Here is a 23,151-nt window from a genome sequence, read left to right on the forward strand (position 1 = left end):
CCGGGATAGTTGACGGTCCTGGGGCGGCAGAATGCTGACCAGGGCAGGGTACGCGCTGACGTATCCGTTTCCTAATGCCCTGCCAGATACAGGAATGGCCACGCGCGGCAAACGCCGCTCGTGGCCATTTCTCATATTGAACGCTATCGGCTCAGTCGTGAATCAGATGTCCTTGAGATACGCCTTGATCTGCGCGCTGAGTTCCTTGCGCTGACGGCCGTTGAGGGCGATCAGGGCATTGTTCTCTTTTTTGGTCAGAGATTTGAACAGAGCGTCACGCACAGCGATTTCCGGAGAAACATAGTTTTTTTCCGGAAGGATGGGCAATGTGCCGTTGATCAGCCAATCAGAATTGACGCCGAAAAATACAGCCAGTCGGCTGACAATTTGCGCTGATGGACTGATTCTGCGATTACCCATTTCATAATTGGCGATTGTGCTTTGCGATACACCGAGTTCAAGGGCCAGTTCGTTTTGATTCATGCCATGATGAATCTTGCGAAGATAGTGAAGTCGTTCCGCAAAGGTACGAAGTTTTGCGGCGGCACGCAGGTCTGGCGTGGGGTCGATATTTTTGCGAGTAGCCATATGTGATAAAACCATAAAAATGTTACATTCGGTAAACTGCAGCACTAAATGATAGCCGGATTTCTAATAATTGCATTAACAATTGTCATGTTTTTACGTTTTTTGAAAAAAATTTTCAGTTGTTAACGCAAGGCGTTTGTCATAGACCTGACAAACAGGGGCTATATTCGGCATACAGGCTTATTTGTGATGCGTCTGTTTATTGGATATTGAATATGCCGCTATCAATACCAACATCCGGATATTGTTTTCGTAATATTCACTTTTGAAATCAGCCCGGTGTAGCCCGGAAATTGATCGAGACTCTGATAATGTCTGATTTCCTGATCAAGCGGCCGTCAGCCAGGAAAGTGCGCTGCGGACGCTTGTGTTCTAAACAGCTGTGAGCTCTTACAATCGGTTGTGAACCACCATATTATTGCGATGAATCAGTTCTTCGTCGCGGCAGTTACCCAGGATGCTTTCAATTTCCCGGGTAGGGTGCCGCATGATCCGGCGTGTGTCGGCTGAAGAGTAATTGACCAGCCCTCTGGCCACTTCCCGATGCTGGCTGTCGGTGCAGGCAACCACATCGCCGCGTTCGAATTCACCGATGACATCGGCCACGCCGACCGCCAGCAAGCTCTTGCCCTGTTCCGTCAGCGCTTTGAGTGCGCCGTCGTCGAGCACCAGTTTGCCTGGCAGGCGCAAATGGTCGGCCATCCACTGCTTGCGGGCTGAACGCAGGGTCGCAGAAGCGCGCAGCTCGGTGCCGATGGCCTCACCGCGGCCCAGCCGCTCAAGCACCCGTTCTTCACGGCCTGAGGCAATGACGGTGGAGGCGCCGCTGCTGGCAGCCCGCTGCGCGGCCAGCACTTTGGTCAGCATGCCGCCCGTACCCACGTGGCTGCCGGCGCCGCCGGCCATTTTCTGCAATTGGGGATCACCGGCCGTGGCCAGATGAATAAAGCGTGCATCCGGATTGTGACGGGGGTCACTGTCATAGAGTCCGCGCTGGTCTGTGAGAATTACCAGGGCATCGGCTTCGATCAGATTGCTGACGACAGCGCCCAGCGTGTCGTTATCGCCTAATCGAATTTCATCGGTCACCACGGTATCGTTTTCATTGACGATCGGAATAACGCCCAGTTCCAGCAGCTTGAAAAGGGCGGAGCGGGCGTTCAGATAGCGCAGCCGATCAGTCAGGTCTTCGTGGGTCAGCAGGATTTGCGCCGCGCGTATATTGTGTGCGGCAAAAGCCGATTCATACGCCTGGACCAGCCCCATTTGACCGACGGCTGCTGCCGCCTGCAGTTCGCTCATGACTTTGGGGCGGGTCTTCCATTTGAGCCGTGCCATGCCTTCGGCAATGGCGCCGCTGGAGACCAGAATAACCTGCTTGTTCTGGCGGCATAATGCAGCAATTTGCGATGACCATTCTCCAATGGCCTTCGGGTCCAGACCCTGGCCGTTATTGGTCACCAGGGAGGAGCCCACTTTGACCACGATGCGTCTTGCGGTGGCCACTGAAGAAACGAAATCGCTCATTATTGCAAAAATCCAGTTCAAGAAAAAGGGTAGGAAAGTCAGCCGGTTATTGCCCGGCGTCCGTTAGATCACCGCGCGATTCGTCAAAGCGCGGGTCTTCGGGCATATAGATGCCTTCCTTTTTGTCCTGTTCGACCATCTCACGGCCTTTTTCTTCATCCAGATAATCCTGCAGCGCCCAGATCAGCGCCTGGGTGCCTTCGCCAGAGAGCGCAGAAATAGCAAATACGGGGCCCTGCCAGTCAAGCTCGCGGCACAGTTGCGCCTGGACGTCTTGCGGGTCGCTGACCACATCCAGTTTGTTGAGGACCAGCCAGCGCGGTTTGGCATACAGGTCAGCGTCATACTTGCGCAGCTCTTCGGCAATCGCCCGTACATTATTGGCTGCTTCCTGTACCGGGTCCTGGTCTGGGTCGACACTGGATACATCGACCAGATGCAGCAGAACCCGCGTGCGGGACAAGTGTCGCAGGAAAAGATGGCCCAGACCGGCGCCTTCAGAGGCGCCTTCTATCAGGCCGGGAATATCGGCCACGACAAAACTGCGCGATGGAGACGTCCGGACCACGCCCAGATTCGGGTGCAGCGTGGTAAACGGATAGTCTGCAATTTTGGGCTTGGCGTTGGAAATGCGGGTGATCAGTGTGGACTTGCCGGCGTTGGGCATGCCCAGCAGGCCTACATCGGCCAGCACTTTGAGTTCCAGCCGCAGCTTGCGCTGCTCGCCTTCTTTACCGTAGGTGAACTGGCGGGGCGCACGATTGACGCTGGACTTGAAGTGCAGGTTGCCCATGCCGCCCTGGCCGCCAGCCGCCAGCGTGACTTGCATGCCGTGGTGGGCCAGGTCGAACAGTTGCTCGTTGGTGTCGGCATCATGAATGACCGTGCCGACTGGCACACGCAGTGTGATGTCTGGCGCAGCAGCGCCGTACTGATCGGAGCCGCGTCCGTTCTCGCCGTTCTTGCCACGGTGCAGGCGGGCGTAGCGAAAGTCGATCAGCGTGTTGATATTTCTGTCGGCCACGGCATAAATGCTTCCGCCCCGGCCGCCATCGCCACCATCAGGACCGCCTTTGGGAATAAATTTTTCGCGACGAAAACTCGCCGCCCCGTTGCCGCCTTTGCCGGCGATGACTTCGATCGTCGCTTCGTCAACGAATTTCATGATGGGTCCTGTGGTCTTTAAGTGAATAACGTCGCCGCATAATAATTATTATTATCCATGCGTACAGCCCTGAATGTATCAGAGTTTGCTGCAGAATAAAAAATGCCGTTCACCTGGCGACAAGTGAACGGCACTGCATGTGGTGTCCGGGAAAGGTTTATTCAGCCTTTGTGATGGAAACGGTATGCTTGTTGAGTGCGCCTTTGTGTGCAAAGGAAACACTGCCGTCTACCAGTGCGTACAGGGTGTGATCTTTACCCATACCGACATTGGTACCCGGGTGAAAACGTGTGCCACGCTGACGAACAATGATTGAACCGGCTGGAATAACCTGACCGCCGAAGGCTTTTACGCCCAGTCGTTTGGATTCCGAGTCGCGGCCGTTGCGGGTTGAGCCGCCGCCCTTTTTCTGTGCCATGATTAAGCTCCTGTTATGCTGTTAACGAACGGATCAAGCAGTAATTGCTTCGATGACGATCTGGGTGTAATTCTGGCGATGGCCCTGGTGACGCTGATAATGCTTGCGACGGCGCATTTTGAAAATTTTCACCTTGTCATGACGTCCATGTGCAAGAACTTTGGCTTTAACCACAGCGCCAGCAACCAAGGGAGCACCCACTTTGAGTGTTTCGCCTTCGCCCACTGACAGAACCTGGTCTAGCGAGATTTCTTGCCCGATGTCTGCCGGTATCTGTTCTACCTTGAGTTTTTGACCTTCGGCAACACGATACTGCTTGCCTCCGGTTTTTATGACCGCGTACATTTGGGTTAACCTCTAAAATAAATTCGAAAAATTAGCAAATTTCAACGCTAAGCCCGCTATTCTACTCCGAAACGAATTAAAAAGTCAAAAAAATCAATCGCTTGTTTGTAAAAACAGGACAATGACCGTTCCCGAAAGCCTCACTGTGGTATTTCTGCCGTCAATTTTCCGGGTCGGGCGCCTTCATGCTACCTTCAGGCCAATCGTCGGCTACGACGAAGCCACGGTGAATCTCGTTGTAGATCGGTTCCGCGCCAGATGTAAGGGGCCCCCATTGATCTGCCACAGCGCTCGAATTTCCTCTGCGCTCATGGTGCCGGGCTTCTGTGTCCGATGGTGCCATGGCTGCAATCAACAGCCCGGGGCGCGGATCAGTCTGTGCGGCGCGCGCAGTGCGCCAGGCAAGCAATAGCGCCAGTAGCGCCGAATTGTCCAGTGTATCGGCTGCAATGGCCTGCTGAGGCGCAAGCCATTGCAGGCGGGGGACGACTCGCCAGCGCCATGCAGCGGCTCCATGACGGGGCTGGCTTTGGTTCAGGCGTTCTCTGAATGCCGTCTCGGTCAGCCACCACCCCTTGAGATGCTGGGGATTGAGCATGCGGCGTGTCGCGCAATCAGGCAACGCGTAATCATCCCAGTATGGTCCTGACAGGGGGTAAAACAGCCAGCCCTTGAGATAGGCTGCTGCCTCATTGACAGGCGCCCCCAGCATTGCTGATACCGTTGGCAGCGAGCTCAATACAAGCTGGTGATCACGCAGCCTGGTCGTTTTGCGAGCCAGAGTGTCGCGTCGTTGCAGCCCTGCAAATTGGTCGAGCCCGCCGCTGAACGTGACTGTCGCGGGTAAATAAAGATAGAGCTTAACCGCCAGTTCCCAGTGCCAGATCCGTTGGCTCAGTTCGTCGCGCCAGACATAATCGAGTTCCCCCACGGTCTGGCGCGCGCTTTGTGATCCTTTGTGTGGGTTGACCAGATGAACCGCGGCGTGTTGGGCCAGCAGCTGCACAGGGGCGTGTTTGAGCGCTTCACCAAGCAAAGCCTCTGCATACAGGCCGAGCCGGCGATAGGGGGACGAAAAAGCGTGATCGATCACACAAGGCGCATCGCGTTCCTGGATCAGCCATTGCTCGATCGCCTTCAATACGGCATCAGGCCATTTTGCAAGCGGCACGCCGGCATCCGCAGAAAGCAGATCAGGCGAATGAATCAACCATTCAAGATCACGCCAGACCTGATGGATGCTCACGTGTGCCGCTTTTTATCAGGAACGGTAGTCCGCGTTGATACTAACGTATTCGTGGGAAAAATCGCAGGTATAGACGGTTTCGGACGTCTTGCCGCGTCCCAGGGCAACCCGCACGACGATTTCAGGCTGCTGCATGATGCGCTGGCCGTCTTCTTCACGGTAATCCGGATTGCGGCCGCCCTCAGAGGCAACCAGCACGTCATCAAGCCACAGGCGCAGGGCGCCGACATTCAGATCATCGACCCCGGCATAGCCAATGGCGGCCAGGATCCGGCCCAGATTCGGATCAGAGGCGTAAAACGCAGTTTTGACCAGGGGAGAGTGGGCGATGGCGTAGGCGATTTTCAGCGCTGTCTGGCTGCTTTCTGCCTCGTCGACCTGAATGGTAATGAATTTGGTGGCACCCTCGGCATCGCGGACGATTTTTTGCGCCAGCTCCAGGGCTACAGCGGTCAGCTCTTCGCGGATGGCCTCGTAGTGAGGACTTTGCGCGTCCTGGACCTGCACGCCGCTTTGGCCGGTGGCAATAACAATGAACGAGTCGTTTGTAGACGTGTCGCCGTCGACCGTGATGCGGTTAAAGGAGCGGTTGGCGATGTCCTTGACCAGTTCCTTGAGCAGGGCGGGGGCGATTTCTGCATCGGTGGCCACAAAGCCGAGCATGGTGGCCATATTCGGTCGGATCATGCCGGCGCCCTTGCTGACACCTGTGATGGTGACCTTGCGTCCGTCCAGCGTCAGCTGTCTGGAGCAGATTTTGGGCAGCGTATCGGTGGTCATGATGCTGTGGGCCGCCTGGAACCAGGCGTTTTTGTCCAGAGCACGAATGCATTGGGGCACGGCAGCGGTGATCTTTTCAACCGGCAGCGGTTCCAGAATCACGCCGGTTGAAAAAGGAAGGATCTCTTCTTCAAGCAGACCCAGTTCCTTGGACAGCGTACGGCATGTCTCGAATGCACGTTCCAGGCCATCGGCACCGGTGCCGGCGTTGGCATTGCCGGTATTGATAATTAATGCACGAATAGCGTTGCTTGCCGCCAGGCGGGACTCGCAAATTTGCACAGGCGCAGCACGAAACCGGTTACGCGTGAACACCCCGGCCACAGAGGTCCCCGGCGTGAATTTGAATAATGTGAGGTCGTCGCGACCGGGCTTTTTTATCCCGGCCTGGGCAATGCCGATTTCAACTCCGGCTACCGGATAGATAGCGGATTCGTCAGGTATATTTAAGTTTACAGCCATACAGCTTCAACACCTTTAACATATTATGGATAACCCTGAGTGTAGCTTTTTTTTTATTTCACAATGAGAAAACGGGTTTATCCGGAAAAAATTTCCCCTGCCGGGCGGTCTGTTCGACTGATGCCCGGTTTTTCATTGCAAGGCCGTGCCTGGCTGCACGGCCACTGCCTGATTACAGAAGCGCAAAGGCCCGGCCAGCGGCATCAAGGGTTTTCTCAATGATCTCGTCGCTATGGGCGGCAGAGACGAAACCGGCTTCGTATGATGACGGCGCCAAGTGTACACCATTGTCCAGCATGCCGTGGAAGAAGGTTTTGAAGGCCTCGTGATTGACCTCGGACGCCTGCGCGAACGAGGTTGGCACCGTATCGCGGAAATACAGGCCGAACATGCCCCCGACCGAGTCGGCGCAGAAAGGCACGCCAGCCGCTTTGGCTTTGTCCTGCAGGCCGGCGACCAGTTTGGCCGACTGGGTTTGCAGATGTTCATAAAAGCCAGGGCGCGACAGAATCTCCAGCGTGGTCAGCCCGGCAGCCACCGATACCGGGTTGCCCGACAGCGTGCCTGCCTGATAAACCGGCCCCAGTGGCGCGATCTGGTCCATGATGTCGGCCCGGCCGCCAAACGCGCCCACGGGCATGCCGCCGCCGATGACTTTGGCCAGGGTGGTCAGATCAGGCGTGACGCCCGACAGGCCCTGTACGCCTTGTGGACCTACGCGAAAACCGGTCATGACTTCGTCGAAAATCAGCAGGGCGCCGTGTTCACTGCACAGGCTGCGCAGGCCCGCCAGAAACCCTTCCGCGGGCTTGATCAGATTCATATTGCCGGCGATGGGTTCGACAATAATGCAGGCGATCTCCTGCCCGTATTCAGCGAATGCAGCTTTGACCGCGTCCAGGTCGTTGTAGTCCAGCACAATCGTATGGGCCACGAATTCGGCGGGAACGCCGGAAGAGGTCGGGTTGCCGAAGGTCAGCAGTCCTGAGCCTGCCTTGACCAGCAGACTGTCTGCGTGACCGTGGTAGCAGCCTTCGAACTTGATGATTTTGTTGCGGCCGGTGGCGCCACGGGCCAGGCGGATGGCGCTCATTGTGGCTTCGGTGCCGGAGCTGACCAGTCGTACTTTTTCAATGGACGGGATGCGCGCGATAATGGCTTCGGCCAGCTGGGATTCGGCTTCGGTCGGTGCGCCGAACGACAGGCCGGATTCGGCGGCGCGCTGCACGGCCGCGACGACCTCGGGGTGGGCGTGGCCGACAATGGCCGGGCCCCAGGAACCCAGATAGTCAATGTATTGCGTGCCGTCGGCATCCCACAGATAGGCGTCTTTGGCACGCTTGATGAAGCGCGGCGTGCCACCGACCGAGCGAAATGCCCGCACCGGCGAGTTGACGCCTCCTGGGATGGATTGAAGGGCGCGTTTAAAAAGTATTTCGTTCTGGGACATAATCAAATCTTCTTCGGGAAAAATGAAAGGAGTAATTGGCGGGTGACCGGCACCTCGCTATATATGACTGCAATCGGCTGAGACACGTTGCCGGGTCGTCTGTCGCGGTAAAAAGCGGAGCGTGCCGGCGGGTAAAAGCCGTGAGGGCGATCACGATGGCGCTGCGTGTTCATTGAACAGAGCCGAATACCATTGCGCAGCGCCGAGAATATCGGACTCTTCAAAAAGACCCGTGATGACGGCGATACTGTCGGCGCCCGCCTCTACGGCCAGGCGGGCATTCTGGCGGTTGATACCGCCGATGCCTACGAGAGAGGGCATATAACCGGGCTTGCGAAGTGTTTTCGCGTCCTGGAATAAAGACAGGGGGGCGCGCACCGCGTCGGGTTTGACCATGGATGGAAAAAGGGCGCCAAAGGCGATGTAATCCGGTTCGTCCTGCATGGCGGTGGCGGCCATGTCCAGACTGTCATAACACGACACGCCTACCAGCAGCGGCGGGTGATTCTGCTGTTGCACGTGGGCGCGCACGGTGGCAACGGCGGCATCGTGCCTGCCCAGATGCACACCGTCGGCGCCCAGCTCAAGGGCCAGCTTCCAGTCGTCGTTGACAATAAACAAGACGCCGGCCGCGCCGCAAATGTCGCGCAGCGATGCAGCGATGGGGCGAACCTGGTCTGCAGGCATGGTTTTTTGCCGCCACTGCAGCACCCGCATGCCGCCCTTGCAGGCCTGGCTGACCGCCCGCCGCAGACGGTCGCCGTCATGCCATTCGGGGGTTATACCGTATAGACCGAAAGGGAAGGAGTGTGCTGTCATAAACCTGATGTGCCCGATGAAGGGCTGTAAAGAGTGTGTGGTGAGAGCTGCGCAGTTGTAGTGAGTATAGCGAGAAAGCGCGGGCAGGTGCCAGCCAGTGGAGTTTAGCCGGCACGATCAGGGTTTTTGCAGTCGTTGTGCGACCAGCTTGCTCATGCCCAGTTTACGCCCGTCGGCTAGCGCCTTATGCGCATAGGTGATGGCTGTTTCGCAGGCGGTGGTCAGCGCCTTGCCCCGGGTCAGTTCGCATGCCAGCGCAGCACTGATCATATCGCCGGACTCGGGTTGTCCGGCCAGCGGAAAAAAGCCGAAGGCCATGCGACGGCTCTCGCCCTCGAGCAGGATATGCTGATGGGCTTCGTCTGGTGAAGGATAAAACAGGGCGAGACAAGATTTGGCGCCGGCAGCCAGAATGGCTTGCAGGATAACGGGGATCGAACTGTCCGTATCATGTTCGTCTTCGGGGGCCCACAGGTTCAGATAACTGCAATCGACCACCACGCAGGCGGCCTGGGGGATCAATGTTTCCCAGGTCGCCAGCAACAGAGCCTCGATGTCGTCATCGGTACTGTCTTCGATGACGGACGCGTATTGTGGCCCCAGATAGAGCACCAGCGGTACGTTGTCGTAATCGGCGGCGATTTGTGCAATGACACTGGCGTGGTCTGCGCTATACAGGCCGCCCGCCCGGATAGCGTGAACGGGAATGTCCTCGAGCAGGCAGCGTGCCTGGTTGTCGAGCGTTTCGTCGTTTACCGGATGGATCTCTTCAATGACCCCGGTGTCCTGAACAGTGTTGGCGGTCAGCACGGTCACCGCCTGGCAGCCGAATTGAGTGGCAGTCAGGATATCCCCGCCCAGGCCGGAGCGCCCGGTGGGGTCCAGATGATTGAAGAACAGAACGGCAGGAGCAATGGTAGGAGACACGGGCAGTACAAAATGCAGGAAACAGAACGGTGAAAACAGTAGGCGCAAAAAGGCGCTGCGCAGTTTTCTTGGGAAACCGGGTCAAAGCCACTATTTTAAATTAAAATGGTGACCAAAGCGTGCATAGGCATGTTTCCGGAACATGCCGCAGCGCAGGTCCGGTCAATTCGTGAAGTTACATTTGAATGTTAGGAAATAACCGTATTATGCGTACCTGGATGTGTTTAATTTGTGGTTGGGTTTATGATGAGGAAACCGGCGTTCCCGAAGAAGGGATTGCGCCCGGCACCAAATGGGAAGATGTTCCCCCCAACTGGGTCTGTCCGGAATGTGGTGCGCGCAAGGAAGACTTTGAAATGATGGAAATCTGACAGGCATCAACTAAAGGAAGGACCATGACTGAACACGACGACAAAAATGAATCTGCCTTTGTCAGTATGGCGAACCAGTTCCTCATGGCCATGCCTTCGCAGACATCCGATATTTTCGAAGGTGGCGTGGTATATGTTTGCGAGCACTCGCAAGAGGGTGCACTCGGTCTGTTGCTGAACCGCCCGACAGACTTGTCGGTCGAGCAATTGCTCGAACGCCTGGAGCTGGAAGTCAATACAGATCTGGCTGCGCAAACCGTTTTTTACGGCGGACCTGTTCAAACCGACAGGGGCTTTGTCCTGCATCATCCCGCCGGTCACTATCGTTCCAGTGTTGTCCTGGGCGATATGGCGCTGACGACCTCGCGTGACGTCCTTGAAGACCTGGCACGCGGCGATGGTCCGCAGCAAATTTTCATCACACTAGGCTATGCGGGCTGGTCTGCCGGTCAGCTTGAAGAGGAAATTGCGGCCAATGCCTGGCTGAACGTCGGGGCAGATCGCAATATCATTTTCAACAAGCGCCCGGCCGATCGCTATACGGCGGCGCTGGCGCTGCTTGGCATTGAGCCCTCTGCGCTGTCCGGTGACGCGGGCCATGCCTGACGAGACCCTGCTGGCGTTTGATGCCGGCATGAAGAAAACCGGCGTGGCACTGGGCAATACCCTCACGCGACAGGCGCGTCCGCTTTGCATTATTCGCGAGGCCACGCGGGATGCCCGTTTTGCCCGCATCGCCGCGCTGGTGCAGGAATGGCAACCGGAACGCGTTGTGGTGGGGCTGCCGCTCACACTGTCCGGCGACGAGCAGCCTGCGTCAAAATTTGCCCGGCGTTTTGCCAATCAGTTGCATGGCCGCTTCGGCCTGGTGGTGGAATTGGTCGACGAGCGCGGATCCAGTCTGGAAGCACAGGCGCTTTTGGGAAATAACCAGGAAGATGATGCCGTGGCAGCCGCAGTTATTCTTCAACGCTATCTGGATCGCTTAAAATAACGGCACCTTTGCTAACAGGATAGGATAAACATGACAGGCAGCCTGCCCAGCGCCGAAGAACTCTACGCGCATCTGAAGCACGCCCTGAGCGAAAAGCTCAGGGACACCGACCCGGCCAGCACATACCTTGTCGGTATCTATTCGGGAGGCGCCTGGCTGGCGCGCCGGCTATGTACCGATCTGAATCTGCCGTATCAGCCCGGCACCCTCAATACCAGCCTGCATCGCGATGATTTCAGCCGGATCGGCCTGCATTCGCAGGTGCTGCCAAGCCAGGTGCCGTTCGAGATCGAAGGCAGCCATATTTTTCTGATTGACGATATTCTGTTTACCGGCCGCACCATTCGGGCCGCCCTGAACGAACTGTATGACTACGGCCGGCCAGCGTCGGTGCGTCTTGGCGTGCTGATTGATCGCGGCGGACGTGAGTTGCCGATTGCGCCCGATGTATGCGGAGGTGTGCTGCCTCTGCCGCGCGGTCGCAATTACGTGCTGGCCACCGACGACGCATTGCGTTTTACCCTGACCATGGAAGAGGAAGTTCGCCATGTTTAACCCGCAACTGAACCGTCACGGCGAGCTGACACACCTGTTGTCCACTGAAGGCCTGCCACGCGACATTCTGACCCATATCCTGGATACCGCCCAAACCTTTGTACCCATGGCCGAGCGCGACATCAAGAAAGTACCGCTGCTGCGTGGAAAAAGCGTATTCAACCTGTTTTTTGAAAACTCCACGCGTACCCGTACCACATTTGAAATTGCCGCCAAACGCCTTTCGGCTGACGTCTACAATCTGAATATCAATGTGTCCTCTACCGCCAAAGGGGAATCGCTGCTCGATACCATCAGTAATTTAACGGCCATGCAGGCCGATATTTTTGTGGTGCGCCATGAAGCCAGCGGTGCCCCGTATCTGATTGCCCGCAACGTCGAACCGCATATACATGTGGTCAACGCCGGCGACGGACGCCATGCGCACCCGACCCAGGGCCTGCTGGATATGTATACCATCCGGCATTTCAAAAAAGATTTTTCGGGCCTGACGGTTGCGATTGTGGGCGATATTCTTCACTCGCGCGTGGCGCGCTCCGATATCCATGCCCTGACCACGCTGGGGGCCGCCGAGGTGCGCGCCATCGGCCCGCTGACCCTGTTGCCAGGTGGTCTTGAACAAATGGGCGTGAAGGTCTTTACCGATATGCGTGAAGGCCTGCGTGATGTCGATGTTGTCATGGTGCTGCGTTTGCAGAATGAACGGATGAAAGGGGCCCTGCTGCCGTCTTCGCAGGAATATTTCAAGCATTACGGTCTGACGCGCGAAAAACTGGCTTACGCCAAGCCGGATGCCATCGTGATGCACCCCGGTCCCATGAACCGTGGCGTCGAAATTGATTCGGCCGTGGCCGACGGACCACAGGCGGTCATTCTCAATCAGGTCACATTCGGGATTGCCGTCAGAATGGCAGTCATGAGCATCGTTGCTGGAGCATCGCAGTGAAAATAGTCATCAAAGGGGGTCGGTTGCTCGACCCGGTATCCGGTACCGACCAGATCGGTAATCTTTACATTGCAGCCGGACGCATCGTCGGCCTGGGACAGGAACCCGACGGATTTGAATCGGCGCGACAGATCGAAGCGAGCGGCAAGTGGGTGCTCCCCGGATTGGTGGACCTGTCCGTGCGCTTGCGTGAGCCCGGCTTCGAACATCGGGCCACGCTGGAGTCGGAAATGCAGGCGGCACTCGCCGGCGGTGTGACCAGTCTGGTCCTGCCGCCTGATACCGATCCTGCTCTGGATGAGCCAGGCCTGGTGGAAATGCTCAAGCATCGCGCCCGCCAGCTGCATCAGGCCAATCTGTATCCGCTGGGCGCCATGACCAACCAGCTTGAAGGCAAAATCATTACCGAGATGGCCGAGTTGACCGAAGCAGGATGCATCGCCTTTTCCCAGGCCTCTCTGCCACTGATGGATACCGGCGTTCTGCACCGCGCCATGCAGTATGCCAAAACCTACGGCTATACCTTGTGGCTGACACCGCTGGAAGCGGCGTTATCAAAAGGGGTGGCCGCCAGCGGACCGTTTGCCTCGCGGCTGGGCCTGACCGGCGTGCCCGAACAGGCAGAAACCATTGCCTTGCATACGCTGTTCGAATTGCAGAAAGTGACCGGAACGCGGCTGCATTTGTGCCGCCTGTCCAGCGCCGCCGGAATTGAACTGGTACGGCAGGCCAAGGCAAAAGGGTTGCCGGTCACCTGCGATGTATCGCTCAACCATTTGCATCTGACGGATTTGGATATCGGATTTTTTGATAGCAATTTCCGGCTTGATCCGCCATTGCGCGGCCAACGCGATCGCGATGCCATTCGTGCCGGCCTGCTGGACGGCACCATTGATGCGGTGTGCTCCGATCATACGCCGGTTGACGACGATGGCAAGCTGCTGCCGTTTTCAGAAGCGGAGCCTGGCGCTACCGGGGTCGAGCTGCTGTTTTCGCTGATTGTCAAATGGGCGCAGGAAGAAAAAATACCGGTTGTACAGGCGTTGGGACGGATCACGGCGGCGCCGGCCGCCATCCTGAAGGCGGGCGCGCCATCATTGCCGGGCTGCGGGGCGCTGTCTGTGGGGGCACCGGCCGATATTGCCATCGCGGATCCGGAGGCAAGCTGGACTGTCGGGCCGGACTCGCTGCAGAGTCAGAGCGCGCATACGCCTTTTTCGGGGTATGAGTTGCCGGGCAGAGTGGTCATGACTCTGGTGGGTGGACGCAGCGTCTGGGAGTGCGTGTGATCAGGTCTTTGCGGTTTGTTGTCAGGGCGTTTTTTCTGATTCTGCTGTTGCTTTCGGGCCTGATGACGGCCGCGATTGCATTGCCGTTCATGAATCGTCGGGTGCAGGATGCCGTGACCAAAGCCTGGTCATGTTGTCTGATGCTGGTATGTGGTGTCAAAGTGGTGCGGCACGGCACGCCCGTGATGGATGGCCCGGTATTGTGGGTCGCCAATCACGTTTCCTGGATTGATATTTTCATCCTGAACAGCTGGCGGGCGACGTCATTTATCGCCAAACAGGAAATCCGCAAGTGGCCCGTGATCGGGTGGCTGGTTGCCCGGGTCGGGACGGTGTTCATTGATCGCGGCCAGCGGCAAGCCATTGGCCGTGTCAGCGAAAGTATGAAGTCGCTGTTCGAACGCAATATTTGCGTCGGGCTCTTTCCCGAAGGCACCACATCGGACGGGCTGGACGTTAAGGCGTTCAGCACCAGCCTGTTTGAACCGGCGATGCGTGCGCAAGTCACCATTCAACCGGTGGCGCTGGTGTTCTGGTATGAAGGACAGCGTAGCGGCAAAGTCGCATTTATCGGTGATCAGACCCTGGTGGGCAATATTGGCGTCCTGCTGAGTGCGCGTCAGGTATGTGTTGAGGTCTTTTGTCTGCCACCGGTCACGCAGACTGGTCAGGAGCCGCCATTGAGCAGGGCGGAGCTGGCCGCTCGGGTGCGTGACGCCATCCGCAGCAAAGTCGTTGTGCAATAACGGTCATACACGCCATTGCGGCCGGCAATGGTTAATGCCGGCCGTGTCGCTTGCAGTCAATCTGGATGAGTTTGCGGTCGCTCAGGCGCAAGGCGGTGAGTTTGCCGCCCCATACGCAACCGGTATCCAGTGCCAGCAGGTTCTTGCGTATCAGTAGTCCCAGCGTTGACCAGTGCCCGAAAATAATCGGGATATCGCTGGTTTTGCGGTCCGGCACGTCGAACCAGGGCACCAGGCCCGGCTGGTTGCCCGGCGAATCTTTGGCGACGAAATCCATTTCCCCGCTCGGGGTACACAAGCGCATGCGGGTAAAAGCATTGATAATCACGCGCAGCCTTTTTGACCCGCTCAGTTTATCCTTCCATTGAACGGGCTCGTTGCCATACATTTTCTGCAGATTTTTTTGCCATTTATCGCTGATAAGCGCCTGATGTGCTTCTTCGGCCAGAGCCAGGGTTTTGTCCAGATCCCATTTGGCCATGACACCGGCATGCACCATCAGGTGCCCGGCGTCGTAATGGGCCAGCGGACGGTGCCGCAGCCAGTCGATCAGCTCGTCGACATGTTTATCCTTAAGGATGGCGTCAAACGTGTCCGACTTGTTCTGGTTGCGAATCCCGGCATACACGGCCAGCATATGCAGATCATGATTGCCCAGAATACTGACGGCACGATCGCCAAGCCGAATGACCTGTTTGAGTGTCCGCAGCGATTGCGGCCCCCGGTTGATCAGATCACCGGCAAACCAGAACCGGCAGTCGGGGTCTTTCTGAATGAGCGGATGAGCAAGCAGTTCATCCAGCGCCCCACAACATCCCTGCAAATCTCCTACAGCCCAAATATTCATGACGCAGCAGCCTCTCCCGAAAGTGACGAACGCCGCCCGCGCGGTGTACGTCTGGCTTCCATCAGATAGAGTGCAAGCATCGCAATCAGCATTGCAATCGTATTGGGCATCAGTGCAGTAAACCACGGTGGCAGATTTTTTAACATGCCCACATTCAGGGCCAGTTGATTGATCATGTAGAACGCGACGCCAAGCAAAATGCCCAGGAAGACTTTGCCGCCCACGCCGCCCTTGCGGGTCTGCATGAAACCGATAGGCGCAGCAATCGTAATCATGACAAGCAGGGTGAAGGGGTAGCTCAGCTTGCGCCACAACGCGACCACCTGGCGGTTGGTCTGCAGGTCGTTTTCCTGCAGATAGGAAATATAGTCGAGCAGGGAGGTCGTTGACATGCGATCCGGTTGCATCTGGCCGGCAAGCAGGCGGCTGGGCGTCAATGTTGTTTTCAGTTCAAGCGTGGGCAGGATGGTGCGCCTGGCGACATCGGATACCGGTTTGCCAGGGTCTTCAAGCGCGGCCTTGGCATCAGTCAGGCTCGTGATATGCACGACATCGTTTAGCGTGATATTTTTCTGGCCGAAATGTCCGGTCTTGGCATGATCCAGAGAGATAAAACGGCCATTTTGCGCGTTATACGTGATGATGCGGATGTCTTCGACGCTTCCCTTGTCAAGCAGCCGGGCGATATTGATTGTACGGATATTGCCGTCAACATCGGGTTCGCGAAACCAGTGGCCTGAATTCATTTGCCCGCCACTGGCCTTGCCCAGAAATTTCAGGCTGGCTTCGCTGGTCATGAGTTCGGCACGCGGAGTTACAAACTCTGACAGAACAAATGCGCCCAGCATGAGCGGAATGGTAATTGTCCAGAGAAGGATCAGCATGGAAATGCCGCTGACCCCGGACACCCGCAGGATGACCAGCTCGTTGCGCTGCGCCAGGCTGGCCAGTGCCAGCACCGAGCCGATCAGTAAACCCACCGGCAGCAGATCGTACAGGCGCGTTGGCAACTGTAATACTTGCAGATAAAGCAAAGACAAAAGCGGGAACTGGTCGCTGATGCTGTCGAGTTCATCGATGAGTGCAAAAAAAGTGAACAAACCCACGAGCGCAATCAGAACGCCTGCGGTCGCCCGATAGATTTCTGTCCCGAGATATTTTCTTGCTGTTTGCATAGGTTTTTTGGGGAAGTCGGTCACGCGCCATGTTTACGCGTATCAAGCCCGAACCGACGATTTTACTGTTGTTTGAGAGCTGATGCCAGAATAACAGGTAATGAATAGTAAATTGGCTTTGCTTTCCCGGGCGGGCGAATATCCGTCTTTATCCTCATGCGAGGGGTCGGCCTAGTCGGGCAACTGGGCGCTGCGCATGCGCGCGGCAATGGTGCGGCCGCGCGACTGCACGAAGCGCGATTGCATGTTTTTTCCATAGACACGGGGATTGGGCAAAATAGCGGCCAGACGCGCCGCCTGGGTGACCGATAGTTGTCCGGCCGGCACGCGATAATAATGTCGGGCCGCCGCCTGTGCGCCAAAGATGCCGGTGCCGTATTCAACGACATTCAGATAGAGTTCCAGGATTCGTCGCTTGGACATCACCGCTTCTATCATATATGTAATAACCAGTTCCTGGCCCTTGCGAATATAGTTTCGGTCGGCCGACAGAAACAGGTTTTTGGCCAGTTGCTGAGTCAGCGTAGAACCGCCCCGGCGCCGGTTTCGTCCGGCTTCTTCCTGTCGTTCGTTGTATCGCCAGGCGCGCCGGATAGCTTCCCACTCGACACCGTCATGTTCGGTGAACCGAGCATCTTCGGCAGCAATAACGGCTTTTTTCAGATTGGTACTGATGGCGTCGTATGGTACCCATTCATAACGGATACTCACGGGTGGATCCAGGGCGGAAAGACGACGGGCTTCGGCACGCATATAGGCGCTGCCGCCAGGGTTGAACGCACTGTACCAGAGCACCCAGGCAAACAGATAGGCCTGATACAGCGCAATAACGGCGATCAGCAGTACAAGCAGATCAACAACCGAGCGCAGCAGCGACTGGGATTTGACCCGGTCGGCGATACGGATGACGAACTCGCTGAAGACGCGTCCGACGGTTTCAAGCATTAGGCGGACTCCGCCAGTTCCGCCCGCAAGGCGGCCAGAACAGGAGCCGGCTCCGGTTGAATCTGATTCCAGATGCGGAAACTCTCGGCGCCCTGATAAACCAGCATTCCGAGGCCGTCTGATGTTTGCCCGACACCGGCACGGCGTGCCTGCTGCAGAAATGGGGTGTCTGCATCGCGGGTATATAGCATGTCATAGGCAATATTATCGGGATTGAACAGGGCATCAGGCAGGGGGAGTGCCTCGCCGGCCAGACTGCTGGCGCTGGCATTGACAATAATGTCCCAGGCGCCCTCAAGAGAGGCGAAACCTGAAGCCGAGACATGTATGCCGGGGTTGGCCAGGGGTCTTGTCAGTTCCGCGAGGGCGTGGGCTTTGGCTTCGGTGCGATTCACAATATGCAGATGCGCACAGCCGGCCTGCAACAGCGGCAGGATGACCCCTCGCGTTGCTCCGCCGGCGCCGATCAGTAAAATCCGGCTGCCGTGCAACGCGAGCTGTAGCCGCAGCAGATCATTGACCAGCCCGATCCCGTCGGTATTGCATGCATGTACCTGTCCGTCTTCGAACCACAGGGTATTGGCCGATCCGGCAGCTCGCGCACGTTCAGAGATACGAGGTCCGGCCAGGGCGAAAGCGTCGGCCTTGAAGGGCAGCGTGATATTGAGGCCCACTCCGCCATCTTCAAAAAATTGTGCGACAGTGCGACTGAACGCATCCGGTTCGACGCAGTGTTTTTCGTATTGAATGTTCAGGCCGGTTTGCTGCCCAAACAGGGCATGCAGGCGGGGCGACAGGCTGTGTTTGACCGGATTGCCCAGGACAGCGAATTTGCGAGGTGAACTCATGCCGTTGCCTCTGTTTCGCTCTGGGCCACGCCGGCATATTCGGCATCGATCTGCAGCGACAGTTCGTCGGTGCCGCGCACATTGACCACGATACGGGTATGGCGTTCGAGCTCCGGCACCCCATTCACTTCGATCACAAGTGGAATTTCTTCAAGGCGTACAAGGTTGTCGCGAATAAATGCGCCATGCAGGGTGGTGCGTGCCTGCTGGGTCAGCCAGCGCAGGCACCAGTAACGCTCCAGTCGGCTCTGGAATTCATGCCAGAGCGTGTACTGTGAGTCGAACGCGCCAATAATGGCGTACAGATCGGCGTCCTTGGGCTTGAAGGGCGCAACGAGGCGCGCCGAGACGCCGTGTTCTGCCGCAGCGAGAATCTGCCGCTGGTTGACCAGGTCGACATAACGGCGCAAGGGTGAAGTGGTCCAGGCATATTGCGGTACGCCAATGGCTTCATGCGGTAAGGGATGGGTGGACATACGTGCACGTCCCATTTGCTGCGAACGGTACACACCTGGCAGGCCATGTTCGTTCAGATAGCCCCCCCAGCGGCTGTTGGCAAGAATCATATATTCGGACACGATTAAATCCAGTGGCGCATTGCGCTGGCGCGGAATGAGCTGGATAATTGAATCGGGATCGTTGGCCGGCCCATGCAGGCGGAACGTATATTCGATGCGGTTATTGTTTTCCGGCTTGCCTCGCACCTGTTCACGCGCGGCTTTCAGGTGTCCGGCCAGTTTCCACAGCGGCCGGAAGAGGTCTGCATGTGGCAGCGGTGCCGTTTCATCATCCAGGGCTTGCACAGTCACCTGTTCGACCAGATCGTCAATGCGCAGATTTTCGCGGACCGTGATGGTTTCGGCCCGCGTCTCGGTGTTTTTTATTTCACCCGTGAAGATGTCGGCAGTGACATAGAGCGACAGGGCAGGCACCGGCTTGCCGGCATCCAGCGAAAACATATTGATCAGCGCGTCGCTTTGCATCGGAACTTTGTCGCCGGGCATATAAAGAGTGGACATGCGGCTGCGGGCCAGCGCGTCCAGTTCCGAATCGCGGGTCACAACCAGGCCCGGTGCGGCGATATGCACGCCGAACCGGTAAAGGTTGCCTTCGATCAGCGTGACGGATAGTGCATCGTCAATTTCGGTGGTGCTGATGTCATCAATCGAATAGGCTGCGACATCGCTGTGCGGCAGCTCGGGCAGGGGCGGCAGCGCAATCTCGGGAATGGCGGTGCCTTTGGGAAAATGCTGCTTGAAAAACCGCTCCAAATGCAGTGCCAGCGCATGTGGATATACGCCCAGCTCCAGCAGCAGGGCCTCGGCCGTTTTGCCGCTTTCAGCCAGCGCTTTCTCAAATGCTTTCCATTGCAGGGTATTTTTATCGGGGCGGACCAGGAATGTGCGTGCGGCTTCGCGCAGTTCATCTGGCAATACACCGGCCAGCATGGCATCGACCCAGGCCTGTTGTTGTTCAGCCTGCCGCTGTTTTTTCTCCAGTGCCGCCAGGGCGGCCTGCAAAATGTCGGCGGGCGCGGCCTTGTAATGACCCTTGCCCTTGCGATGAAAATAGGCAGGCGCACCGTGCAGTCGCAACAGAATGGCCATTTTTTCGCTGATGGACGGCTCGTGTCCGACGTATTCGCGGGCCAGGTCTTCGGCGGAAAATTCGTCCTGTGGCGCGCATTCCCACAGAAACTGCAGATCAAGCTCGTCGCTCAGGGTCCGTGCCTGCTCCAGCATGGCTTGGGGTTCGATACCGTCAAAAGTAAAGATGACCGCATTGCGCTTGATCTTGCTGCGTTTGCCGCTGGCCGATTCCACCTGGAGGGTCGAATCGGCGTCGGAATGAATTTTCTCAGCCTTGAAGCTGCCGTCGTCTTCAAAAACCACGTACATGAATATGAGTTCCTACTTAGAGGCGGGTGAAATCGAGAATGGAAGGCAGGTGGGTCTCGAACATCGAAAATGCATGATCCCCTCCCTGTACCAATGTGAGGTGGGCGCCGTCGTAGCGCTGCGTCATTTCCTGCCAGTCCAGCACTTCGTCTGCGGTGCACGCCAGCAGGTAATAACGCTGCATCCGTGTCAGAACGGGGCGGTACAATGTCGCGAGCGCGCGCACTGAGCGGGCAGTAAACGAAAAGGGGGCGTCGTTGTGAAACTTCTGCGTGTGCCCCAGCTGTGTTGACAGATCACGCACGGCATATACCGCCGGGTTGATCAGGATCGCCTTGCAGTCCAGTTCTTCTTTGAGCCAGGTTGCGTAGTAGCCGCCAAGCGATGAACCGATGACTGTCAGATCCTGCATATTTCCGGAAGGACAAAGCTGTCTGGCACAAGCCAGGGCCAGTTCGATCGCCGCGCGGGGATCATCGGGCAAATCCGGCGCTGCCAGTTCGCCGGCGCGCCCCGCCGCAGCCATGACTCGCTGCAGCTGCTGCGATTTGGCAGAGAGGGAAGACGAGCGAAATCCGTGCAGATAGAGAATCATGAGACCGCTTGCGCTGCGATCTGCTCCAGTGCCTGCAGCAGTTTTTCATGGATGCCGCCGAAACCGCCGTTGCTCATGACCAGAATGACATCATCGGGCTGCGCCTGTCTGCTGACATCCTGAACCAGGGTATCCAGATCGGCATAGCCCCGGGCCGGCACGGTACTGTCCCGGAACACCTGCTCCGGGTCCCAGCCCAGCGCATGTTTTCCGGTTTTTTCTCCGAAACAATAGATATAGTCAGCCTGGGCCAGTGCCTGGGGCAGCCTGGCGGCCATGGTGCCCAGCTTCATGGTATTGGAGCGCGGCTCGAGTACGGCCAGAATGCGGCGCGTGCCGATTTGCTTGCGCAGGCCGTCCAGCGTGGTCTGGATGGCGGTGGGGTGATGTGCGAAATCGTCGTACACCTGAATGCCATTGACCGTGCCGCGCAGTTCCATGCGGCGCCGGATACCTGAAAAACGCGACAGCGCGGCGATGGCGCGGGAGGCGGGCACATTGACGTGACCAGCTGCGGCAATTGCGGCCAGGGCGTTGCTGGCGTTGTGTGCGCCGGTGAGCGACCAGGCCACTTCGCCTTGGGCGATGCCGTCGCACATGATGGTAAAGCGGCTCATGTCGGCTTCGCCGGCTACAACGGTCCAGCGTCCGCCCGGGCCGAAGTGATCTTGCTGCGACCAGCAGCCTTTCTGGATAACCCGGTTCAGCGCTTCGTCCTGTTTAGGGTAGAGAATGCAGCCGCTTTGCGCCACCGTCCGGACCAGGTGATGAAATTGTGTCTCAATGGCTGCCAGATCGGGGAAGATGTCGGCATGATCGAATTCCAGGTTGTTCAGAATCGCCGTGCGGGCATGATAGTGGACAAATTTGGAGCGCTTGTCGAAGAACGCCGTGTCGTATTCATCGGCTTCAATGACAAAGTAACGCTGCGACGGATCATAGCGGGCAGAAATACCCAGATTCGTGGCAATGCCGCCGATCAGGAAATTGGGTGCCAGGCCGGCATCCTGCAGGATCCAGGCCAGCATGGAACTGGTTGTCGTTTTACCGTGCGTGCCGGCAACCGCCAGCACGTGCTGGTTTTGCAGTACATGGTCGCCCAGCCACTGCGGCCCGGAAACATAGGGCAGGCCCTGGTCAAGAATGGCTTCCATAAGCGGATTGCCGCGCGTGACCACATTGCCGATCACGAACAGATCGGGTGACAGGCTGGTCTGGGCAGCGTCGAACCCTTCGATCAGCTCGATGCCCTGTTCCTGCAGCTGTGTGCTCATGGGGGGGTAGACGCCGGTATCGCAGCCGGTGACCTTGTGTCCGGCCGACCGGGCAATCAGAGCCAGACCGCCCATGAACGTGCCGCAAATGCCCAAGATATGTAAATGCATAAATTTCTCCTGACCGGTATTTTAAGCGGAATCGGTCACATCGCGGCAAATGCATCGTGCAGTAGGTAGAATTAACAGGAGGTATGTCATGAGCGCCTGTCGCAAGGGGCGTTCACGCAGTCCTGACGTCAGCGCGGTCACCTGCGTAGCGATCCGCTACGAAAGAGGCATAGCGCCTGTCTGTCGGGGGGCCTGTTATTTTCATACCACGTTTAAAACAAACCGAGTAAACCTAGGATGAACCGTAGACAGTTTGTCGGCGCAGGAATGCTGTTGCCCTTTACCTTCCTGATGCCTGAAATCGCCCGCGCCGGGGCGAAGCTGAATGAAGACACCTCTGCTGTCCAGGCAGAAGCATTGAATACATTGCTGGATCTCTCACTGCCCGATCTGCATGGTCAGTCGGTCACGTTGCGGCAATTGGGCGCAGATCACCTGACCGTTGTCAACTTCTGGGCCTCCTGGTGTGCGCCCTGTGTCCGGGAAATGCCGGCACTGGACGCCCTGCACAAGGAAAACCAGAAGGTGAACGTGGTGGGCATCAGCCTGGATACGGTTGCCAATATTGAAGCCTTTGCGCGCAAAACCCCCGTGTCGTATCCCTTGCTGACTGCGGGAGCCGGGAAAATCAGCCTGATGCGCCAATTGGGCAATCCGAAGGGGGGGCTGCCCTATACGCTGGTGCTGGATAAGGACGCCCGACCCGTGGCAACGGTTCTGGGCGAAATCGACATGGATAGTCTGACGGCTTTTGTCAAAAGGGCGGCCTGATGCCGTCGCTCACTTGCGGAATGCGAGATTTTAATAGACAAAAGCGGGAAATTGCCGTT

Annotated in this window: 25 protein-coding genes; 8 read left to right on the plus strand and 17 right to left on the minus strand. The window is 57.3% G+C overall.

Going from position 1 to position 23,151, the window contains the following annotated elements; translation table 11 throughout:
- Positions 1–162 precede the first annotated feature (162 nt).
- The 10 genes from W822_RS45950 to thiD all read right to left on the minus strand — a co-directional run bounded on the left by W822_RS45950 (position 163) and on the right by thiD (position 9,727).
- On the minus strand, positions 163–588 hold the full coding sequence (locus W822_RS45950; RefSeq protein ID WP_172642812.1) for a helix-turn-helix domain-containing protein: 426 nt from the start codon (positions 586–588) through the stop codon (positions 163–165).
- A gap of 390 nt (positions 589–978) precedes the next feature.
- Complete coding sequence (gene proB / locus W822_RS39975) at positions 979–2,115, minus strand: glutamate 5-kinase (RefSeq protein ID WP_031243217.1); 1,137 nt, start codon at positions 2,113–2,115, stop codon at positions 979–981.
- 46 nt (positions 2,116–2,161) lie between these two features.
- Positions 2,162–3,280, minus strand: a complete 1,119-nt coding sequence (gene obgE, locus W822_RS39980; RefSeq protein ID WP_024006358.1) for a GTPase ObgE — start codon at positions 3,278–3,280, stop codon at positions 2,162–2,164.
- Between the two features lie 157 nt (positions 3,281–3,437).
- Positions 3,438–3,698, minus strand: a complete 261-nt coding sequence (gene rpmA, locus W822_RS39985) for a 50S ribosomal protein L27 (protein WP_024006359.1) — start codon at positions 3,696–3,698, stop codon at positions 3,438–3,440.
- A 33-nt stretch (positions 3,699–3,731) separates the two neighbouring features.
- Positions 3,732–4,043, minus strand: coding sequence for a 50S ribosomal protein L21 (rplU, locus tag W822_RS39990; RefSeq protein ID WP_024006360.1), 312 nt, complete (start codon positions 4,041–4,043; stop codon positions 3,732–3,734).
- Between the two features lie 160 nt (positions 4,044–4,203).
- A complete protein-coding gene (locus tag W822_RS39995) occupies positions 4,204–5,289 on the minus strand; it encodes a DUF1853 family protein (protein WP_024006361.1) in 1,086 nt (361 codons plus the stop codon).
- Positions 5,290–5,304: 15 nt separating this feature from the next.
- Entirely contained in the window at positions 5,305–6,531 is a 1,227-nt protein-coding gene (argJ, locus tag W822_RS40000; RefSeq protein WP_024006362.1) for a bifunctional glutamate N-acetyltransferase/amino-acid acetyltransferase ArgJ, read from the minus strand.
- Positions 6,532–6,703: 172 nt separating this feature from the next.
- A complete protein-coding gene (hemL, locus tag W822_RS40005; RefSeq protein ID WP_024006363.1) occupies positions 6,704–7,981 on the minus strand; it encodes a glutamate-1-semialdehyde 2,1-aminomutase in 1,278 nt (425 codons plus the stop codon).
- Between the two features lie 150 nt (positions 7,982–8,131).
- Entirely contained in the window at positions 8,132–8,800 is a 669-nt protein-coding gene (gene thiE / locus W822_RS40010; RefSeq protein ID WP_024006364.1) for a thiamine phosphate synthase, read from the minus strand.
- A 117-nt stretch (positions 8,801–8,917) separates the two neighbouring features.
- The gene (gene thiD, locus W822_RS40015; protein WP_031243219.1) at positions 8,918–9,727 is read right to left on the minus strand and encodes a bifunctional hydroxymethylpyrimidine kinase/phosphomethylpyrimidine kinase; all 810 of its coding nucleotides are present in this window, start codon (positions 9,725–9,727) and stop codon (positions 8,918–8,920) included.
- A 206-nt stretch (positions 9,728–9,933) separates the two neighbouring features.
- Between thiD and W822_RS40020 the strand changes: the two genes are divergently transcribed.
- From W822_RS40020 to W822_RS40050, 7 genes are read left to right on the plus strand one after another with little or no spacing between them, the layout of a single operon-like run.
- Positions 9,934–10,098: a rubredoxin gene (locus W822_RS40020; RefSeq protein WP_014749785.1), complete on the plus strand. Its 165-nt coding sequence runs from the start codon at positions 9,934–9,936 to the stop codon at positions 10,096–10,098.
- A gap of 24 nt (positions 10,099–10,122) precedes the next feature.
- Positions 10,123–10,704, plus strand: a complete 582-nt coding sequence (locus tag W822_RS40025) for a YqgE/AlgH family protein (protein WP_024006366.1) — start codon at positions 10,123–10,125, stop codon at positions 10,702–10,704.
- Positions 10,697–11,092, plus strand: a complete 396-nt coding sequence (gene ruvX / locus W822_RS40030; RefSeq protein ID WP_024006367.1) for a Holliday junction resolvase RuvX — start codon at positions 10,697–10,699, stop codon at positions 11,090–11,092. The genes W822_RS40025 and ruvX overlap by 8 nt, the downstream gene beginning before the upstream one ends.
- A 30-nt stretch (positions 11,093–11,122) precedes the next feature.
- The gene (gene pyrR, locus W822_RS40035) at positions 11,123–11,647 is read left to right on the plus strand and encodes a bifunctional pyr operon transcriptional regulator/uracil phosphoribosyltransferase PyrR (RefSeq protein WP_024006368.1); all 525 of its coding nucleotides are present in this window, start codon (positions 11,123–11,125) and stop codon (positions 11,645–11,647) included.
- The gene (locus W822_RS40040; RefSeq protein ID WP_024006369.1) at positions 11,640–12,593 is read left to right on the plus strand and encodes an aspartate carbamoyltransferase catalytic subunit; all 954 of its coding nucleotides are present in this window, start codon (positions 11,640–11,642) and stop codon (positions 12,591–12,593) included. Before pyrR ends, W822_RS40040 begins: the two co-directional genes overlap by 8 nt.
- The gene (locus W822_RS40045; protein WP_024006370.1) at positions 12,590–13,882 is read left to right on the plus strand and encodes a dihydroorotase; all 1,293 of its coding nucleotides are present in this window, start codon (positions 12,590–12,592) and stop codon (positions 13,880–13,882) included. Before W822_RS40040 ends, W822_RS40045 begins: the two co-directional genes overlap by 4 nt.
- Entirely contained in the window at positions 13,879–14,628 is a 750-nt protein-coding gene (locus tag W822_RS40050) for a lysophospholipid acyltransferase family protein (protein ID WP_051401806.1), read from the plus strand. Before W822_RS40045 ends, W822_RS40050 begins: the two co-directional genes overlap by 4 nt.
- Before the next feature lie 31 nt (positions 14,629–14,659).
- On the opposite strand, the gene W822_RS40055 is transcribed toward W822_RS40050, so the two are convergent.
- The 7 genes from W822_RS40055 to mpl form a co-directional block, all read right to left on the minus strand.
- Positions 14,660–15,475, minus strand: coding sequence for a symmetrical bis(5'-nucleosyl)-tetraphosphatase (locus tag W822_RS40055; protein ID WP_024006372.1), 816 nt, complete (start codon positions 15,473–15,475; stop codon positions 14,660–14,662).
- Positions 15,472–16,650: an LPS export ABC transporter permease LptG gene (gene lptG / locus W822_RS40060; RefSeq protein ID WP_024006373.1), complete on the minus strand. Its 1,179-nt coding sequence runs from the start codon at positions 16,648–16,650 to the stop codon at positions 15,472–15,474. Before lptG ends, W822_RS40055 begins: the two co-directional genes overlap by 4 nt.
- Before the next feature lie 171 nt (positions 16,651–16,821).
- Positions 16,822–17,595 (minus strand): monofunctional biosynthetic peptidoglycan transglycosylase, encoded by a 774-nt coding sequence (gene mtgA / locus W822_RS40065; protein WP_081724430.1) that lies wholly within the window; start codon positions 17,593–17,595, stop codon positions 16,822–16,824.
- Entirely contained in the window at positions 17,595–18,443 is an 849-nt protein-coding gene (aroE, locus tag W822_RS40070) for a shikimate dehydrogenase (protein WP_024006375.1), read from the minus strand. Before aroE ends, mtgA begins: the two co-directional genes overlap by 1 nt.
- Complete coding sequence (locus W822_RS40075) at positions 18,440–20,341, minus strand: ribonuclease catalytic domain-containing protein (protein ID WP_024006376.1); 1,902 nt, start codon at positions 20,339–20,341, stop codon at positions 18,440–18,442. The genes aroE and W822_RS40075 overlap by 4 nt, the downstream gene beginning before the upstream one ends.
- Positions 20,342–20,357: 16 nt before the next feature.
- A complete protein-coding gene (locus W822_RS0123900) occupies positions 20,358–20,936 on the minus strand; it encodes a YqiA/YcfP family alpha/beta fold hydrolase (RefSeq protein WP_031243224.1) in 579 nt (192 codons plus the stop codon).
- On the minus strand, positions 20,933–22,321 hold the full coding sequence (gene mpl / locus W822_RS40080) for a UDP-N-acetylmuramate:L-alanyl-gamma-D-glutamyl-meso-diaminopimelate ligase (RefSeq protein ID WP_024006377.1): 1,389 nt from the start codon (positions 22,319–22,321) through the stop codon (positions 20,933–20,935). Before mpl ends, W822_RS0123900 begins: the two co-directional genes overlap by 4 nt.
- 237 nt (positions 22,322–22,558) lie before the next feature.
- Between mpl and W822_RS40085 the strand changes: the two genes are divergently transcribed.
- Positions 22,559–23,092 carry a TlpA family protein disulfide reductase gene (locus tag W822_RS40085; RefSeq protein WP_024006378.1) on the plus strand — a complete coding sequence of 178 codons (534 nt, stop codon included), beginning with the start codon at positions 22,559–22,561 and terminating at the stop codon, positions 23,090–23,092.
- The last annotated feature ends 59 nt before the right edge of the window (positions 23,093–23,151 follow it).

The organism is Advenella kashmirensis W13003 (assembly GCF_000506985.1).
In the GTDB taxonomy this organism is placed as follows: domain Bacteria; phylum Pseudomonadota; class Gammaproteobacteria; order Burkholderiales; family Burkholderiaceae_B; genus Advenella; species Advenella kashmirensis_A.